Source organism: Tsukamurella pseudospumae, from assembly GCF_001575195.1.
In the GTDB taxonomy this organism is placed as follows: domain Bacteria; phylum Actinomycetota; class Actinomycetes; order Mycobacteriales; family Mycobacteriaceae; genus Tsukamurella; species Tsukamurella pseudospumae.
The window spans coordinates 629352-646526 of sequence record NZ_LSRF01000058.1 but is presented as its reverse complement, the minus strand read 5'-3'; the positions used below and the strand labels follow the sequence as shown (position 1 = coordinate 646526).

Sequence of the window (17175 nt, the reverse complement as noted above, 5' to 3'; positions counted from 1 at the left end):
GCTCCGGCCCGTGTAGCGCTACCGTGCTCGATGCGGCACCGGCCGCGTGTCGTCCGAGATAGATGGGGTCTTGTCGTGGTGTCCGAGATCGATCCGTCAGGATCCGAGCAGCTCGCGGTCGCGGGAGAGTTCTGGATGCAGGAGCACCCGGATCGTTTGTCCGCCGGTGTGCTCACCATCGAGCGAGGTGTGCGGCCGTCGATCACTCTCGACGCGCGGATCGATCCGGCTACTCCAAACCTGGTCCGCGACGAGGTTAGCGAACACGGCGGATTCAGGCGGCTAGTCCGATATCCGACTGTGGACGAATCAGTGGCTTCGTTCAGGCCCGTAACCCTGCACGGACGCATGAGTGACGGCACCGCCATCACCGGCTTGGAGTCGCAGAATCACGGTGGTACCGGCCCGTTTCCGCCGCAGTACCAGCCAAGGTTCGTTGTCCTCGGCGCCCACGTCAGCACCGACACCGACTATCAGCGGATGCGCTTCGCGATCGACGCGCAGTATCTCTTACCGCAGGTCTGGGCCCATACGGAGCGCGAGGCCTCGGTCAGCCGACCGGATGTAGCGGGCACGATCCGCCCGCTGTATGCCGAGGACCAGTGGTGGCTCGAGTACGAGGCCGCCGATCCACGTCCGCTGCGCGCGATGATCGACAGCATCGCGCACGCCACGACCGTCCTCATCAAGTTGGCGTTCAACTGGGCTGTAACCCTCACCGACGTCCGATTGCAGTTGCCCGACGACGAGGAGTGGCTCCAAGTGGTCAGTGCGCGGTCGTGGGAGTCGTCCCGCGATGGCCTACCAGGCGATACACCGATGGCTCTCGAATCCCTCACCCTCGGACGCCTGGGGACGTTCATCGACCTCCACGACAGGCTCGATGCCCTGTCCGATCCCGTCGCCAACGACGTGAACGGCCCGATCCAGGCAACGATGCTGACCAACGCATCTGTCGCCGAAGGGATCCATCGGAGGCTGTGGGATCACCGCAAGCGGTTCGAGCTGACGGAGGGTGTTTCGCTACGTCCGGTGCGCAGAGCTGCGATCGCGGCGGGAACGGCGAAGTTCGTCGAGCTTTCGATCACCGACGAGAAGACCGCCGGCCAGGCGTTGCAGGACGGGCTGCAGTTTCTCAATGAGATCTCCTTCAAGCACCGCGTACAGGACCTTGCCGCCGAAGCGGCATCGATCTGTCCCGAGATATTCGAGGCGGTCCCAGACTTCCCCGATAAGCTGACGAAGGCCCGCAACGAGCTCGCCCACCAGCTCCTCGACCCCGACGATCAGCCCGAGACGTTGAGCACGAAGGTCGACCGGTGGATCGTGCTCGAGCGCGTGACTCGGTGGATGCTCAAGATCGTGCTGCTCCACCGCACAGGGATCTCGAAGCTGGAGATCGCCCATGCTCTCAACGCTCACGCAGGTGCTCCGAATGGCTCGGGCTACCCTGAGTACTTGATGACCCGGGCGAACAATCGGGCCATCGCCACCGAACTCGGATGGTTCGGCGCCATCGAGGGTGGATCTGACGCGACGACACCAGTGTCGTGACGTGCCCTCGGGGTTCGAGATAGCGCAGCACCGTCGCGCCGCAGCCCGGCTTCACAGACCCACACAGGTTCAGATAACGATGAGCTGACGCTGCCATCGATACGCGCGTCGTTCCTGGTCAACGACCGTCTACAGGTGTGAGACCTACAGATAACCGATCCGGGCGCGCTGTCGCCGGGCCGGTACGACGTCGAGACCGACCCGGCCACCCAGGAGATACACGCGTCCGCGTCGTCCGCACCGTCTGACGGGCACAAACAGCATCGTCCGAAGAAGTCCGTAGCGCGAGGCGCCCGACAGGGCCAGGATGTGCACCGTGGGGAAGTACGAGAAGAGCCTGTTCGTCGCCGGCGTCACCGAGGCACAGCTGACCGCGGTCCTCGACGAACTGAACGAGGTGCCCGAGTTCGACGGCGACGACGTGTGGGCGCAGGGCGAGGCCTATGGCTCGACGGTCTTCGCGGAGTACCCCGTGAAGGTGCTGTCGTGGGGAGACGAGCAGCTCGTGAAGGCGTACCTCGACCGCACGACCACGATTCTGCGCGAGCAGTTCGCCGATGCCCGGTTGATGACGGACGACGAATTCAATTGGTACGCAATGGCTGACGAGTTCTCCCGCCAAGTACGCGAGCAGCGTGCGGGCGCGGTGACCGAGATGGCCACCAAGGACGACGTTGAGGTCACCCTGCTGGCACGTCTACCGGCATCCGAGGAGCAGCACGTCCAGACGGTCCTCGACCAGGTGGCCGCCGCCTCGCCGTGGTCCTGGGACACCGAGTACACCGTCGACGGCGACACGAACCACGGTTACGGCAAGGGCTTCGAGATCCACATGCTGCTCGACCTCGTCGACCCGCACCCGGCGACCGTCGGAGAGCTGAAAGGCATCATCCTCGCGCTATGCGGTGTGCTCACGAAGGAACTCGGCGCGCCGGTGATCGACTTCTACGACCTCGACGAGTTCCGGTAGATCGGGCTCGGGCGTTCGCTACAGAGGTGTACCACCCTCGGCGAATTCCCGCATCGGCAGGAACATGCGCTTGGTGCCCTCAAGCTCGACGAATCCGAACTGCAAGTAGAAGCCGCGGACCTCGTCGCGTGGATCAGTGACAAGATGGACGCCACCGATCAGCTGCACAGCCTCGTAGGCAGTGACGAACGCCTCGGCGAGGAGATCGTTTCCACGCCCCTGCCGACGCAGCGACTGGTCGAGCGCAAGCTTGCCGAGTAGCACTCCGCAGAGGTCACTGGTTCTCGGAAACCGCGCGGGTCGCAGTATCGACATGATTCCCGGGTCGGATTCGACGATCGTCGTAGGAAGGAGCGTGAAGTAGGCGACCACGCAGCCGCCAGCGTCGGCCCAGACGTGTGTGCAGCTGCGACCCTGGTCCTGCTCGTCCAAGGCGTGTGAGGCAAGCCAATCGTCCAGCGACTTGACTCCGCAGTCGAAGTAGCTGGTGTGGTGTTCCTCGGTGAGCCGCTCCAGCCTGAACTGGGCGGGCTCCGTCACCGGCTGCGGCGCTTATCGCTGGCGCGCGCGACGGCGGCCCTGGCCGACGACGACGGGGTCGGCCGGATCTGTGCGAGCTGCTGAATCTGCCCACGCCGAACGACGGTCACGTCCCGCCGTGCCTGCTGCCCGGAATCCTTCGCCGCGAACATCTCACCCTGTCCAAACGCTGATGCGGACACTCGCTCAGCCCGCCTGTACAGCCACAGTACCCGCGCGGGTGTCGCTGGTGACACCAATTCGAGCGTGCGCGGCCCAACTGTGACCAACGTCGTCAGCGAATACCAACGCAAGCGTCCAGTATGGGTACACCCTCACTGGACACCGGACGGTCCCGGTCACCACGTACAAATGAAATGTCGATCCGAATTGTTTGACAGATGTCCAGCGACTCCATAGAGTCCAACTCGACACCGCCAAGCGCCGCCCCCTCGGAGGACAGCATGACCGCGACCGCCACCGGCCAGCGCATCGCCTACGTCCGCGTCAGCACCGTCGACCAGAACACCGACCGGCAGCTCGACGGCATCGCGGTGGACCGCACCTTCGCCGACAAGGCCTCAGGCAAGACTGCCGACCGGCCCGCGCTCGCCGAGGCCCTGCGGTTCGTCCGTGACGGCGACACACTCGTCGTCCACTCCATGGATCGGCTCGCCCGCAACGTCGAGGACCTCCGCCGCATCGTCCGCGAGCTCACCGCGGCCGGCGTGCGCGTCGAGTTCGTCAAGGAATCGCTGACGTTCACCGGGGACGACTCCCCCATGAACAACCTGCTGCTCACCATGCTCGGGGCCGTCGCCGAGTTCGAGCGATCGCTGATCCTTGAGCGCCAGCGGGAGGGCATCGCGATCGCCAAGGCGGCCGGCCGGTACCGCGGCCGCAAGGCCAAGCTGACCGACGACCAGGCCACCGATCTGCGCACCCGCCTCACAGCCGGCGAATCCCCGACAGCCCTCGCCGCCGAGTACGGCATCAGCCGCGCCAGCGTCTACAACTACAAGATGACCGCGTAACGCACCCCCATTGCGATGCCACGCGCCGTCGTGTGGCTACGTTCACGAATCTGGGAGTCACTTTGGGCGGGGAGGGACTCGGAGTGAACACGAATGTGGATGTCACTCCGCAGGGACGCTGGCTCCGTCGGTGAGGCGGTTGCGGGTGTGAGCGAGGCGGCAGGAGTCGGTGTCCTCGACCGCAGTGACGAGTCGACCGTCGGGAAGATCAAGGTCCAGGCACTGCTCGGAGCGCTGCCGAAGGACGGGAAGGTCCGCGCCACCGAGATCATCGCCGAGCTGGAGATCGTGGAGAATCGGCGGGTGGCCAGCCTCGGTGAGCGGCAACGCACCGGCCTGCTGGAGTGGTTCGCGGCGTAGGCCAGCTGAGACTGCGACGGAGCAGGTCACCTTCGCGGCGAAGGTGACGGGCTCCGTCGCTGTTCGAGGACTGCCGCTCCGTGACTACGTCGCCGGCCACACCTGGACCTCCGCTGACTTCGCCTCGCTGGACCGTCACCACTGCGCCCAACGCGCAAGGATGATCGTTCAACCTTCGCGACAACGCCTAGCTTTTGCAATTACAGTCATTGTAAGCAGGATTGTTCCAGCGGCGAGTAATGCAACAACCCATGGCCAGTATGGAGCGACGGAGTCTTGCCGAACAGATGGGCACGCCCCACTCATCCACAGAGCGAACGGAACGACCGTTACCGCAGTCGTGACTATTGAACTCCATGTGTACGCGACAACTGCGAGAACAGTGCCAACCCGCCGTCTGAGAGACGCCGTAGCCAAGATTAGAATAGGCTCGAAAAGGGCAGACAGCAGTAGGGCTACGAATATTCTGACCAAGTACGCAAACCCGTATCCCGGGGTAGTTTCATCGCAGACATTCGGGTATCGAAACATGATCGCACAGAATGCGGTGGATACGATCAGAAACATGTAATGTCGCCCCTCATGCGGGCCTCACCTGGAAGATGTCACTGCCGCCAGCCTCCTGCGCGATCAGTGCGCGCGACACCTCGCCGGCCATTCGCAGTGTGTCATCAACCGATAGCATTGAGGGGTCGATATTTCCCCACTTGTATCCGATTCGAACCGCGAGGTCGTCGTTGGGGTCAGGATTGCCGGCCAGGTGTGATGCTGCGACAAGAACGTCTTCGGGGTACCCGATTTGGCGACCGATGTAACCGAAATGAATGTTCGTCCAAATATCGGCGGCGATCCGCCATTTAGGGTCCGCGGGATAGACGAGAAATGCGGTTACGGTGCGCGATCCTCCGAACATCGGGTTAAGCGCGTCCTTGTAGTCCCACTGCGCATGTGAGAGATTTAGTCGCGCAAAGCGCAGCGCCGAGGCGGCCATGGCGGCTGGGCTCGTGGAGTACATGGCAAGCTTCTGCAGGCGGACGTCGTTGCCCAGGGCGTTCTCCTTCATCTTCTGGGTGATGAACTCCGCCGCGCGGATCCAGTCCTTGTGCGGTGTATCGATAGGTATGCCACCTGCCGACGGTACAACTAGCGCGGCAGGGTCCGGCTGAGGGTCGGGGATACGTCCACCGCCGCCTGGTCCCGGCAGTTGCACTGGCTTGCTGACAACCGTGGTGCCCGAGTAGAGCGTCCGCGTCGCGTTCTCCGAGACGGCCTGCCCGTCGCGGACGGCGGTCTCGGTGTACTTCTTGCGTCGGTACGTTCCCGCAACGCTAGACAACCACGCGGCCTGGTAGGGGATGCCGGAGTTCTTGTCGCGGTCTTTCTCGTCGCGCTGGTCTTGCTGGTCGCGGTCGCGGGCCTTGCTGGAGGACGACGTAGTTGTGGTCTCCGGCGTCGGGGTCCGCAGCTTCGGTGTGGCGGTCGGTGCCTGCGGTGTGGTTGCGACGGTGTTCGGTGCGGTGGTGACCGGGTTCTGCTGCTGTCCGGTCTGCGGCGCTGTCGGCTGCCCGGTCTGCGGTGCTTGCTGGGGGGCTTGGGTGGGGCCGCAGTTGGCGATGCAGGCGTTGGGGTCGGTCTGGTCGGGGGTGGGCATCGGCATCGCGGTGCCTTGGAAGCCGCCGCCGTTGCCTTGTGTCGGTGCTGGGGTGTCCGGCGGGGTGTAGCCGGGAACGGTGGTGTTCGGCGCTTGCGGGGCGGTGGTGTTACCCCCGTTGCCTTGGGTGGGGCCGGGGTCCTGGGTGGGTGTCGTAGGCCCGCAGGTATTAGAACCGTCTGGACACGGCAACGCATTCGCCGGCGCCGTGTTCAGGCTTGTGGGGAGCAGGATCAGGGCGGACGCGACACCGACGGCGCCGACCGCGGCGGCGACCCGGGCGCCGGGCGAGGCGGGTCCGTCACCGGAGTGCAGGGTCGGGTTCGAGTCGCGGAGCTCACGGACGCCCTTCCAGAACACCAGCCCGATCAGCCCGGAGATGAGGAAGTAGCCGAGGAACACCACCGGCACCGGCGTCCAGTACCGGGCCGGCCCGAACGTGAGCAGCAGCCCGACGATCAGTAGCGCGGCCGCGGCGAGGGTGATCGCCCACCACCCGGCCCGGGAGGTGCCGGGCTCGTCGGTGTCTGCGGTGACGGCGTGCGCCGGCTTCCCGCTGGGTGGCTGGCTGTCGTCACGCGCGAGCGGAAATTGCGCGGTGTCGGGAGCCGGGACGGGCTGCCCGGTCTCGTCGGTTGGGGAGGGCATGGGTCCTCGATTCTGAAGAAGGGAACGGGGTGGAGTCGACCCGGTTTCGACAGCCGCACACAGCTGGATTTGGGATCGGCCGGGGACGCATTCACCAGAGCACGTCCTGGTCGTCCGGTTCAACGGTCCGGACGGGTCCGGACAACTCCGGACACCCATCTCTGCTGGCAGCGACGATTGCCGTTACCGAACTGTGATGTTTGTGGGCGGCATTCGGTGGTGTCCGGAGTGTCCAGTCCGGACGGTCCGGACGGCGTGTCGTCGGTTTCGTCGTCGGCGTGTCGCGGCCCTGCGGTGTCACATCGTGGCCCAGCTGAGCAGGTACGCCATCACCGCGAGGGCGGCGACGAGGACGACGATGACGCTCACCACGGCGATGGCGATGGGCTTGCGGTCAACCTCACGTACGGGTTCCGCAGCGTCGACGTCAGCCGCACCGTTCGCGTCGGCATGGGCGTCGGCGGAGAGGTCGACCGATTGCCGCCACACCTCGCGCCACCGCTCGGGTGTCCAGTCGCTCGTGCCGCTCGCCGTGTCATCTGCCTCCGCTGTGGTGAGGCCGCTCGCTGCGATGCGCAGGTAGGCGATGACGGGTTCGAGGTCCTCGAACCGGGCCGGTACGTGCCGGCCGGCGCGCCAGTCCGAGAGCCGCTGCTTCGACACACCCGGTGCCGCGTGCGCGACTGCGGCGAGGCTCGGGTTCCCCGCCTCGTCGAACGCGTGCCGCAGCGCGGAGGCGAGATCGCCCCCATCACCGCCGGGGATCGGCTCTGTCACTTCTGCACCAACGCGTAGAACTTCTGGAGATTGGACCAGAACAACCACCCGGCAACCACGGTGATGATCGCGAAGCCGCCCCACACCGGCCACGACCCGATCGCCTCAACCGCCCTCGGCAACCGAGGCAACGTGAACGCGCAGCACACCACGATCACCGCCCCCAGGATCAGCCCCACGGCGGCCTTCACGGCCTCGCCGCGCTCAGGCTCAGCCACGAGGACCCGCCGCGGCGGCCGCCGGCTTCGCCGGAGCGGACGACGCAGGTGCCGGAGACGGCTTCGGCGCAGTCACCTTCGTAGCGGGTGCCGGCTTCGCTGGCGCAGGCTTCGCGGGTACGGGCTTCGCGGCCGGTGCGGGTTTGACCTGCTCACTGACCCGTGCGGCGACAGCCGTGTTCGGGGTCGCGGCGAGTGCGGGTGGGTTCGGGTCCTGGCGGACCTTCGGCGGGTTCACCGGCGGATCGTTCGCGTCCCGCCGCAGGTACAGCGGAGTGGAGTACGCGGTGGTGGAAATGTCGCCGTGATCGGTGGAGAGGGTCGCAACCGCCCACATCACGATCTGCGCGGCCCAGCAGGCGTCCATCCGGACCATCGTCTCCCGCACGACGACGTAACCGGAGGTGCCGGTCAGGGACTTCTTCGCCAAGGCTTGTTCCTTCGAGCCACCTGCGGCGATGGTCCCCTGCACAGTGCCCGAAATCGTGGTCGTGCCGCCACCGGTAGCTGAGATCCCCTCCGTGATCGAGGCGTTCACCGATCCGCTGCCCTGACCACCGTTCGACCCACCCTGGCCGCCGCCGGTCACGCCCTGCTGCGACGACAGCGACGGCGTCAGCGAGTAGTTCCCCGCCTGCGACAGAGTCCCGCCGAGCTGGATCTGCTGCGGGGAAGCCCCACACGCGAGAGTCGTGCCGACGGTGATCGTCGCACTTCGCACCTTCACCTTCGGCGGCTTCTTCGGATCCTTGAGCTCGATCACCGCCCGACCGGCCATCGACAACGCCGCCTGATACGACTGCGGCGACCCACCCAACGGCACCAAGCTTCTGGCGTTCATCCCGAACAACTCCGCGCGCAGGATGAACCCGTCCGCGTCCTCCTGCGCCCGCGCCTTATCCGCGAAGATCCCCGACCGAACCGCACCCATCCGGGGCATCGGATCCGGCGCAACCGGCACCGCAGCCACCACACCACCCGCGACAGTGACACCAACGACGACCATCACCGCGCCGACCTTCCGCAGATCACCACGCCGCAACCGATCCCGCTGCCGCACCTCCAGGAATCCACGCCGCCGCGGCAGACGGTTCACACTGCCAGAGAACATGCCCGGCTCCTTCATCTCAGCTTCACATTAGCCACATCAGTAACTTGCGTAACACTAAAGCAGAGATCCAGACTCCTTGAACAGCGCCGTTATAGAACTGCAACCTAACTAGGCTGGGTCATTACCCGAGCTTCAAGGAGTGCGAGAAGGGACCAGACCTGGACGAGGTCGGTGCGCGTGGTCGGAAGCCCGTACCAGGAAGCCGGTACGGCCCGGTTCGCTGAACACCTCGGCACCAGCTAAGGCGCCGGCGCCACCGAGCAGCACCGGGCCCGCCGAGACATCCTCGTAGTGCTGGTCGACGCGCTCGACCATCACCGCGACGTCTACGAGATCCTGTTCGCGGCCGACGACATCGACACCGCAAGGACAACACTCATGGCCAAGTACGGCTGGTCCGAGCACGGCACGAACGCAGTTCTCGACATGCAACAGCGGCGCCTACCGAAGGCCGAGCGGGAGCGGATCACGGTCGCGCTCCGCGACCTAACCGCCGAGATCGCGCGCGTCGAGGCCGAGCAGCACAACCGCCGGGAGCTGTGACGATGCGCCCCACCGACGCAGGCGGCACGCTCGACGAGACGATCCGCCACCTGTACCATCGGATCCTCGCCGCGACCGGCGTCGTCGACCTGGTCACGGACGAGACGCTCATCGACGTCGGCGACCCCGCCGACGCGCTGTTCTGGCTCCTCGCCTCCGTCGACAAGGAGAGCCGCCGAGTCCCCGCCGATCTCGCGGACGAGGTCGTCGCGGTCGCCGAGGCGTTGATCGAGCGCGGCGGTCACCTCGACGCGAAGGACGGAGCTACCTTGCGCGACGCCGTCAACGGTCTCCGCGCCATGACCGACGAGGACCGCCTCGACGAGAACCGAGCGAAGATCGCCCCGCGCACCTGAGCCCGGCCGTACGGTCGATGTATGACGTTGCTCATTTCCATGCTGGCGCGAGACGAGATCGCCGTCGTGATGGACACGTTCGGGATGGGCGGCGAACCGGGCCGGCACTACACCAAGTGCTGGGCGCCCGACTCCGGACGCTTCATCGTCGCCGGCACAGGTCTCGCAGACGTCGTCAGCCCGTGGCTCGACCAGGTCGCCGCGATGCCCGCCGCATCCGAGCCCCACGACGTCGCCGAGATGACCCTCGACTTCCTCGCGATGCGATCTGCGGACCTACCCGCCGAGGCCGAGGGCCACCACTCGACGGCGTACATCTACTCGTTCTCGACGGATCGCCACTCCCCACTGCGACAATCGTTCTCCTCCCGCGACTCGTTCGAGCGCAGGGAGAAGGTCACCGAGGGATTCTGGATCGCTCCGCAGGTGCCCATCCCGCTACAGCTCGTCCACGACGGACTTGAGGGCACAGACCAGCACTTGCTCGCGCTCGCTCAGTACGTTGCGCTCGAGTGCGACCGGGGCGAGTCGGAGGTCCACATTGCGGGTGAGGCGAGGGTCATCCGTATCAACCCACGCGGACTGATGCAGCTGGGCACAATCGGGCGGATCCGCTAGCCAGCCCGCGCTCGCGCGCACCCGCAGATTTCCCAGAAGCAGCTGCCCAGCGCGGGCCGCTGAGGTGGAATTGCGCGCATGGACCTACCAGTCAACGAGCAAGATCGTCAGGCCCTCGACGCTACCGCTCAAACGATCGGCCACCAGGTGACGATCGAAGGAGATCTCTACTGGGCGCGACCGCGGGGCGCCATCGCGGGACACAGGTGCAGGTTTGCCACGTCCAGCCATGACGACATGCTTGTCTACCTGCAGAGTCGAGCTCGACGTGACAGCTGGAACCTGGACTTGCAGGATCCAGCCGTCGAGGTGGAGGCCGTCGGGCTAACAGCGATCGCAATCACCGAGCGCGCCACCGGCGATCGGGTGGAAGTGTCCGGCGGCCTGACAAGAGTGATCCCCGGCGAGCCTGTGGCGGACTTCTACACCAAGGAGCCCGCTCGGATCGGCCGCTGGTTCCGCTAGTCCGCAGCCAGTCCGCAGAAGAACGACCGCGCGCCGTTCAGCACCAACTACTACAACGCTCTAACCTGGCCATATGCCTCGTCGCCAACGACACCGATCCGCGCAAACGCCCAGTTCGCTGTCCCCGTACTACTACTGAAAATCCATGCCGGAGTGCGTGTTCTGCGCGATCGTCGCGGGTGACTCCCCCGCGGCGATCGTCGCCGAGACCGACGACCTGCTCGCCCTGCTCGACGTCCGCCCCGTCAGCACAGGCCACACCCTCGTGGTTCCGAAGGTGCACGCCGCGCGGCTCTCCGAGCTCGACGATGCCCTCGGCGCGCGCATGTTCGCGCTCGGGCACCGGCTGGCCCGGGCCGCGCAGGCCGGCCCGCTCCACGCAGACGGGACGAATCTCGTCGTCAACGACGGGCGCGCCGCATTTCAGACCGTCGATCACGTTCATCTGCACGTGATCCCGCGGTTCGCCGGTGACAAGCGGGCGTTGCTCGGCCGGCTCCTCCGCCGCCGGCCCCGCACGTCCGACGGTGCCGCCGCCCTCCTCCGGGAGGGCCTGGCGGACTGACTCCGGACCGCGTCGAGCGCCCGAGGTCCACTCACAGTTTTTCAGTGCGTGCGGTAACGAATAACACGCCCACCTCGATGCTCTTGGTGTCAGAGACGACGCACCTTCGACACCGAGGAGCACTGATCACATGACCAGCCGCACCGCCCGTATCGCCCTCGCCGCCGGCGCCTGCACCACGCTCGCACTGGGAGCCCTGCCCGCCACCGCCTCCGCCGACACCGTCGTCCGGTTCGACGGCTGGGTCACGACGCCCGGCTTCGCCGACCCCATGCCCTTCCCCTCCGTGCATTACACGGGTACCGTCGACGCCAAGGGCTGGATCACCGTCCGGCCCGACTGCATCAAGGGCGGGCTCGGCGGACCGTCGGCGCCGTGCGTCGACAACCCCGCGCTCCGCGCGACGATCGCGAATCGCACGCTGAGCTGGTGGAACGATGGCAAGCGGTACGGCGGCGAGGTCAAGGCACAGCCCGACGGATCCTTCACCACGCTGATCGGCGAGAAGCGGGTGACCTTCACTGTCGGCGGGCCCGGCACCGTCGGGAAGGCGATCGGCCACTACTCCGCCTGAATCGCACCCCTCCCGCAGCGGCCGCGACACGGGTAACTTCGGACATATGGCAACCATTTCCATTAACACTGAGCTTCCGCTGCCCGCCGCCCGCGCCCGGGCGATGGCCGCCGTCCCCGACGTGATGCTGTTCGTGCTGGCACCGGTGCTGGCCTTCGACATGGACGAGGCCCCGCCCGTGGGGGTCCCCGTCGAGCCGGGATTCTCCGCCCGCGGCCGCGTGCGCTGGTTCGGCGTCCTACCCGGCTGGGTTCACGAGATCACGGTCCGGCGCCTCGACGAGTTCGAGATCTCCACCAACGAGCACGGCGGCCCGGTGAAGGTCTGGAATCACCGTCTCACCTTCGAGCCACTGGGCCCCGACCGGTGTCGATACACCGACGCCATCGAGATCGAGGACGGTGCGCGAGGCCTGCTCACGGGCGTGTTCGTGCGCGCGATGTTCCGGCACCGGCACCGACGGTGGCGGATCCTTGCGGCCGCCGTCGCCGCGGCCGACGCCGCGTAGCACCGGCCCCGTCAGCCGTGAGCGCGCTGGTGCCGGGGCTGGTACAGCCCGATCACTCCGCCGCCCGGCAGCGTCAGCGAGGTCAGTAGGCCCCAGCCCTGATCGGTGATCGGCGTGGTCTCGACGCCCTTCGCCTCGAGCGCGGCGACCTCGGCGGCGACGTCGTCGCACATCAGGTAGAGCTCCTGTTTCGGCGGGCCGTCGGTCGGATGCACCGCGATCTCCGACGCCGGCAGCGGCAGGATCAGCCAGCCCTGCCCGGCGTCCACCCCCTCGACACCGAGGACGTCGCGCAGGAACGCGCGGTCGGCCTCCGCGTCGGCCGAGTAGTGGATGACGTGCGCCCCGTTGATCATCGCCTCACCGTAACCCCGACATCCTCGGTTCGTGTCGGCGACGACACGCCGAATCCCCACCGCAGAGGTGCACCCATGTCCGATTCGGCTGCCACGGTCACGATGACATGGCCCGCAGGACGAGCAGGCCACCTCCGCAGGCCACGTCAGCCCGACAACGAGTCTCGACCGCTGCCGTCGGTCGGCCAGGCATCGTCGATCGCCGACCTCCGCGCAATATCGACGGCCTCGAACCGAACGCCCAGCGCATCGGCGACGGAGTACGTGAATCTCCGTCCATCATCACGGCCGTCGTAGTCGATCCTGAGTCCGTCGCACGTCGCCCAGCGAGCGACGGTGTCGTCCAGGGATTCGGTCCAGAACCCGAGATGGTCGAAACGCGGCCCTGACTCGGACACGTCCCACGGACTTCCGACGGGCCCTTCGACCAATTCGATACGCGGCTCAGACGTGCTGAACACGATCCGGTACGTCCACTCCCGCAACGACGCCGTCTGCGGTTCGTGCCACTGCACCCCCACCGCCTCGGTGAACGTCGCCATCGCCGCGTCGAGGTCCGGGACCGCGAACGCCACGTGGTAGAACCCGACCGATTGCAAACCGCTACTCCTCGAGCACCCGGAACCGGAAGGTGGTGCGACCCAACGTGAGTTCGTCACCGTCCGACAGGGGCAGCTGGCCGGAGACGCGACGCTCCCCGACATAGGTCCCGTTGGAGGACTGCAGGTCGCGGACGGCGAAGCCGCTGACCGAGCCGGTGATCACGGCGTGCTCACGGGAGACCTTGGTGTCGTCGATGCTGATGTCGTTGTCGGGCAGGCGGCCGAGACGGACCTCACCGTGCACGAGGTACTCCGTGCCGTCGACGCCGGTGAGAGTGCCGCGCGGGCCGGCCGCGGCCACCGACACGTCGGTCTCCGTCTTTTCGAAGGCCCGTGGGTCACCGGGCACTGCCGCTGGACGAGCGGCGGCGAAGGCGAGCGGCTCCTGGCGCAGCACCTTGCCCTCGAGCTCGACCAGTGCGGGTGTCGGGTCCGCGCCCAGCTCATCGGCGAGGGTGCGGCGCAGATCGCGGGCCGCCTCGAGCGCATCGGCCTGCCGCCCGGTGACGTACAGCGCCGTGATGAGCTGCCCCCACAGCGGCTCCTGCAGCGGATGCTCGGAGACCAGCCGGCGCAGCTCGCCGATGACGGACGCCGCCCGGCCGGCCGCGATCTCCGCGTCGTACATCGCGGACTGCACGGCGGCCCGCTCCTCCGCCATGCCCACCGCGAAGTTGTCCGCGAACTGCAGGCCGCGCAGATCCGCCACCGCATCCCCGCGGAACTCGGACAGCGCGGAGGCGAACATCAACGACGCGTGGTCGTAGCGCCCCGCTGCGGCGAGTTCGGCGCCCCGTCTGCGCGCCGCGTCGAACCGGCCCACATCGGACTGCTCCGGCGCCAGATCCAGACGGTAGGTCGACCCGGAGGTGACCAGTTGCGCGTCGAGCCCGGACCCTGCGCCCGGGCCGCGCAACGCCTTGCGGAGGCCGCTGACGAACACCTGAAGGCTCGCGCGTGCCGACGCGGGCGGGTTGCCGTCCCACACCTGCTCGCTCAGGGAATCGACGGTGACCGCCCGCCCGCGGTTCATCACCAGCAGCGCGAGCACCGACCGGGGCTTCACACCGGAGACCTCGTTCGGCGCACCGTCGACGGACAGCGAGACCTGACCCAGCACCCGGATATCCAAAGACGCCATACGGCAAGAGTAGTCGCGGCGAGTCAACCGGCCGTCGAGGTACCTGCAAACCGCAGAAATCCGGCCGACCTAGGGGCATTCTGAGAGCGTGCTGAATGAACATCTGGTGAACGGTGATAGGCGGAACGAAAACCTGCAGGTCGGAAGGGTGTCAAGCGCGTCTCACCCGTTTGGTGGAATGCCCCCTTCGGCCGCACTATTTTCATCATGAACAGCGAACTCATCATCCTGCTGTTGGTGATCGTGACGGCGCTCGCCTTCGACTTCACCAACGGCTTCCACGACACGGGCAACGCGATGGCGACCTCCATCGCGACGGGCGCCCTGAAGCCGAAGACCGCGGTGAGCCTCTCGGCGATCCTGAACCTCGTCGGTGCCTTCCTGTCCGTCGAGGTCGCTCTTACCGTGACCAACGCGGTGATCAAGATCCAGAACAACAACAAGGCCGACGAGGCCAACTACGGCAAGCCCCTGGAGGCGCTCACCGCCGACCACGGCCGCGCGCTGCTCATCATCGTGCTCGCCGGCCTCATCGGCGGCATCGTCTGGAACCTGCTGACCTGGCTACTGGGCCTGCCCAGCTCCAGCTCGCACGCGCTGTTCGGCGGCCTCATCGGCGCCGCCCTCGCCTCCGGCGTCGGCGTCGTCTGGACGGGCCACGGCAAGCTCGACGGTGTCGTGGGCAAGGTGATCATGCCCGCGCTGTTCGCACCGATCGTCGCCGGTCTCGTCGCCGCCGTTGGCACCTTCCTGATCTTCAAGATCGTCGCCGGTGTCGCCGAGCGCTTCACCGAGGAGGGCTTTCGCTGGGGCCAGATCGGTACCGCCTCGCTGGTCTCGCTCGCGCACGGCACCAACGACGCGCAGAAGACGATGGGCGTCATCACTCTCGCGCTGATCGCCTACAGTGCCGGCACCCCGGACTCGACCGGCGTGTTCGCCTGGCACGACAACCACGGCGTCCCGTTCTGGGTCAAGGTGGCGTGCGCCGTCGCGATCGCGCTCGGCACCTTCCTCGGCGGCTGGCGCATCATCCGCACCCTCGGCAAGGGCCTGATCGAGATCAGCTCGCCGCAGGGCATGGCCGCTGAGGCATCGTCGGCCACCATCATCCTGGCCTCGAGCCACCTGGGCTTCGCCCTCTCCACCACCCACGTCGCCACCGGCTCGATCCTCGGATCGGGTGTCGGCAAGCCGGGTGCCAAGGTCCGCTGGAACGTCGCTGTTCGCATGGTCTCGGCCTGGTTCATCACCCTCCCCGCCGCGGCCGTCGTAGGCGCCGTCATGTGGTTCGTCGCCGCCAAGATCCCCACGCTCGCCGGCCCGCTGGTCGCCTTTGTCATCCTCGTCGCGCTGTCGGGCTACATGTACTGGCGCGCGCAGCAGCAGAAGGTCGACTCCAACAACGTCAACGCCGAGTGGGACGACGAGGCCAACACCGTCGCGCCCGCCGCCGAGAAGATTGCGAAGGTCTAAGACATGGAAACCCTCTCCCTCGCCCTTAGTGCGGTCTGGAAGGTCCTCCTGGTGGGCCTCATCCTCGGCGCCGGCCTGCCCGCCCTGTTCGCCGTCGGCGTCCGCGGCCTGGCCGTCGGCAACGGCCACGAGCGGGAGGACGGCACCGTCCACCAGCCGAATCCGCTCGGCAACGTGCTCGCCGCCATCGCCTTCGTCATCGTCATCGCCGCGGTCCTCCTCGGCATCGCGATGATCGTCGCGTCCGGCTTCAAGTACGAGCTCACCTTCGAGCACATCTACCCGTGGTTCGAGAAGAAGGCCTAGGAGAAGCCGAAATGACCACCGAGAACACCCAGGACGGCGTACTCACCCAGGTCCTCGCCTGGCTCCGCGCAGGTTACCCCGAGGGCGTCCCGCCGAAGGACTACTTCCCCCTCCTCGCCCTGCTCAAGAAGCAGCTCACCGAGGACGAGGTGAACTCTGTCATCGGCCGCATCCTCGCGAACCGCCCCGACGAGGTGCACCGCGAGGAGATCGAGGCCGCGATCACGAAGGTCACGCAGACCGAACCGAGCGACGCCGACCTCCGTCAGGTCGCGAGCAAGCTCGCCGCGGGCGGCTGGCCGCTCACCGGTTTCGCCCACTGAGAGAAGTTCGCTCAGCTGTCGACCACGACACCACGCGGACGGCCCCCTATGCTGGTCACAGGCATAGGGGGCCGTCCACGACAGTCCCCCCTGTGATATTGCAACACCCGGCGCCCGCGCGGCGCACTGCACCGGAGGTGAACCGCTCATGAGTTCGAGTTCGGGCTTTCTCGCCAAGATCGTGGACTGGCTGCGCGCCGGCTACCCCGACGGCGTGCCCAGCACGGATTACCAGCCGCTCCTCGCTCTGCTGGACCGCCAGCTGACCAAGGAGGAGGTCAAGCAGGTCGCGCGCGAGCTGATCGACGAGGCGCACCTGACCGAGGCCGGTCTCGACCCCATCACCCGCGTCGACGCCGGCGTCGCGATCAGCGGTCACACCCACGAGCTGCCGCTCGAGAAGGACATCGCCCGGGTCCGCGAGCGGCTCGAGCGCAAGGGCTGGCCCTTCGACAACTCCCCCCTCGACCCCGATTACCACCGCCGCGACTCGCAGTAGC

General features: G+C 66.9%; 22 protein-coding genes and 1 pseudogene. 15 read left to right on the top strand and 8 right to left on the bottom strand.

Going from position 1 to position 17175, the window contains the following annotated elements; translation table 11 throughout:
- Positions 1-75: 75 nt before the first annotated feature.
- Both AXK60_RS21545 and AXK60_RS21540 read left to right on the top strand, forming a co-directional pair.
- Complete coding sequence (locus AXK60_RS21545; RefSeq protein WP_068747175.1) at positions 76-1554, top strand: HEPN domain-containing protein; 1479 nt, start codon at positions 76-78, stop codon at positions 1552-1554.
- A 316-nt stretch (positions 1555-1870) separates the two neighbouring features.
- Positions 1871-2524 carry a hypothetical protein gene (locus tag AXK60_RS21540; protein WP_139058071.1) on the top strand — a complete coding sequence of 218 codons (654 nt, stop codon included), beginning with the start codon at positions 1871-1873 and terminating at the stop codon, positions 2522-2524.
- 18 nt (positions 2525-2542) lie between these two features.
- Here AXK60_RS21540 and AXK60_RS21535 read toward each other — a convergent pair whose 3' ends face one another.
- Positions 2543-3064: a GNAT family N-acetyltransferase gene (locus AXK60_RS21535; protein ID WP_068574348.1), complete on the bottom strand. Its 522-nt coding sequence runs from the start codon at positions 3062-3064 to the stop codon at positions 2543-2545.
- Between the two features lie 443 nt (positions 3065-3507).
- Here AXK60_RS21535 and AXK60_RS21530 point away from each other — a divergent pair, with 443 nt between their 5' ends.
- A complete protein-coding gene (locus tag AXK60_RS21530; protein WP_068574346.1) occupies positions 3508-4077 on the top strand; it encodes a recombinase family protein in 570 nt (189 codons plus the stop codon).
- A gap of 183 nt (positions 4078-4260) precedes the next feature.
- Positions 4261-4437 (top strand): annotated as a pseudogene (locus AXK60_RS21525) (integration host factor, actinobacterial type); the annotation flags it as partial.
- A 580-nt stretch (positions 4438-5017) separates the two neighbouring features.
- Here the strand turns inward: AXK60_RS21525 and AXK60_RS21520 are convergent.
- The 4 genes from AXK60_RS21520 to AXK60_RS21505 form a co-directional block, all read right to left on the bottom strand.
- On the bottom strand, positions 5018-6736 hold the full coding sequence (locus AXK60_RS21520; protein ID WP_068574342.1) for a polymorphic toxin type 44 domain-containing protein: 1719 nt from the start codon (positions 6734-6736) through the stop codon (positions 5018-5020).
- A 297-nt stretch (positions 6737-7033) separates the two neighbouring features.
- Positions 7034-7513 (bottom strand): hypothetical protein, encoded by a 480-nt coding sequence (locus tag AXK60_RS21515; RefSeq protein WP_068574339.1) that lies wholly within the window; start codon positions 7511-7513, stop codon positions 7034-7036.
- A complete protein-coding gene (locus AXK60_RS21510; RefSeq protein ID WP_068574337.1) occupies positions 7510-7731 on the bottom strand; it encodes a hypothetical protein in 222 nt (73 codons plus the stop codon). Before AXK60_RS21510 ends, AXK60_RS21515 begins: the two co-directional genes overlap by 4 nt.
- On the bottom strand, positions 7724-8842 hold the full coding sequence (locus AXK60_RS21505) for an MspA family porin (protein WP_175400085.1): 1119 nt from the start codon (positions 8840-8842) through the stop codon (positions 7724-7726). The genes AXK60_RS21510 and AXK60_RS21505 overlap by 8 nt, the downstream gene beginning before the upstream one ends.
- A gap of 291 nt (positions 8843-9133) precedes the next feature.
- On the opposite strand from AXK60_RS21505, the gene AXK60_RS21500 reads away from it, so the two are divergent.
- The 7 genes from AXK60_RS21500 (at position 9134) to AXK60_RS21470 (ending at position 12471) form a co-directional block, all read left to right on the top strand.
- Positions 9134-9385: a hypothetical protein gene (locus AXK60_RS21500; RefSeq protein WP_068574333.1), complete on the top strand. Its 252-nt coding sequence runs from the start codon at positions 9134-9136 to the stop codon at positions 9383-9385.
- Positions 9386-9387: 2 nt separating this feature from the next.
- Positions 9388-9741, top strand: coding sequence for a hypothetical protein (locus AXK60_RS21495; protein ID WP_068574331.1), 354 nt, complete (start codon positions 9388-9390; stop codon positions 9739-9741).
- A gap of 21 nt (positions 9742-9762) precedes the next feature.
- Entirely contained in the window at positions 9763-10359 is a 597-nt protein-coding gene (locus AXK60_RS21490) for a hypothetical protein (protein ID WP_068574329.1), read from the top strand.
- Positions 10360-10437: 78 nt separating this feature from the next.
- Entirely contained in the window at positions 10438-10824 is a 387-nt protein-coding gene (locus AXK60_RS21485) for a hypothetical protein (protein WP_068574327.1), read from the top strand.
- 145 nt (positions 10825-10969) lie between these two features.
- Entirely contained in the window at positions 10970-11389 is a 420-nt protein-coding gene (locus tag AXK60_RS21480; protein WP_068574325.1) for an HIT family protein, read from the top strand.
- 130 nt (positions 11390-11519) lie between these two features.
- On the top strand, positions 11520-11963 hold the full coding sequence (locus AXK60_RS21475; RefSeq protein ID WP_068574323.1) for a hypothetical protein: 444 nt from the start codon (positions 11520-11522) through the stop codon (positions 11961-11963).
- Positions 11964-12009: 46 nt separating this feature from the next.
- Entirely contained in the window at positions 12010-12471 is a 462-nt protein-coding gene (locus AXK60_RS21470; RefSeq protein WP_068574321.1) for an SRPBCC family protein, read from the top strand.
- A gap of 11 nt (positions 12472-12482) precedes the next feature.
- Here the strand turns inward: AXK60_RS21470 and AXK60_RS21465 are convergent, their stop codons facing one another.
- The 3 genes from AXK60_RS21465 to AXK60_RS21455 form a co-directional block, all read right to left on the bottom strand.
- Positions 12483-12827 carry a VOC family protein gene (locus tag AXK60_RS21465; protein WP_068574318.1) on the bottom strand — a complete coding sequence of 115 codons (345 nt, stop codon included), beginning with the start codon at positions 12825-12827 and terminating at the stop codon, positions 12483-12485.
- 146 nt (positions 12828-12973) lie between these two features.
- On the bottom strand, positions 12974-13426 hold the full coding sequence (locus AXK60_RS21460; protein ID WP_068574316.1) for a VOC family protein: 453 nt from the start codon (positions 13424-13426) through the stop codon (positions 12974-12976).
- Between the two features lie 4 nt (positions 13427-13430).
- The gene (locus AXK60_RS21455) at positions 13431-14570 is read right to left on the bottom strand and encodes a BTAD domain-containing putative transcriptional regulator (protein ID WP_068574315.1); all 1140 of its coding nucleotides are present in this window, start codon (positions 14568-14570) and stop codon (positions 13431-13433) included.
- A 207-nt stretch (positions 14571-14777) separates the two neighbouring features.
- On the opposite strand from AXK60_RS21455, the gene AXK60_RS21450 reads away from it, so the two are divergent.
- The 4 genes from AXK60_RS21450 (at position 14778) to AXK60_RS21435 (ending at position 17174) form a co-directional block, all read left to right on the top strand.
- On the top strand, positions 14778-16046 hold the full coding sequence (locus AXK60_RS21450) for an inorganic phosphate transporter (RefSeq protein ID WP_068574313.1): 1269 nt from the start codon (positions 14778-14780) through the stop codon (positions 16044-16046).
- Positions 16047-16049: 3 nt separating this feature from the next.
- Positions 16050-16352, top strand: coding sequence for a hypothetical protein (locus tag AXK60_RS21445; protein ID WP_068574311.1), 303 nt, complete (start codon positions 16050-16052; stop codon positions 16350-16352).
- 11 nt (positions 16353-16363) lie between these two features.
- Positions 16364-16675 (top strand): DUF3349 domain-containing protein, encoded by a 312-nt coding sequence (locus tag AXK60_RS21440; protein ID WP_068574310.1) that lies wholly within the window; start codon positions 16364-16366, stop codon positions 16673-16675.
- A gap of 148 nt (positions 16676-16823) precedes the next feature.
- Entirely contained in the window at positions 16824-17174 is a 351-nt protein-coding gene (locus tag AXK60_RS21435) for a DUF3349 domain-containing protein (protein ID WP_068574308.1), read from the top strand.
- The last annotated feature ends 1 nt before the right edge of the window (position 17175 follow it).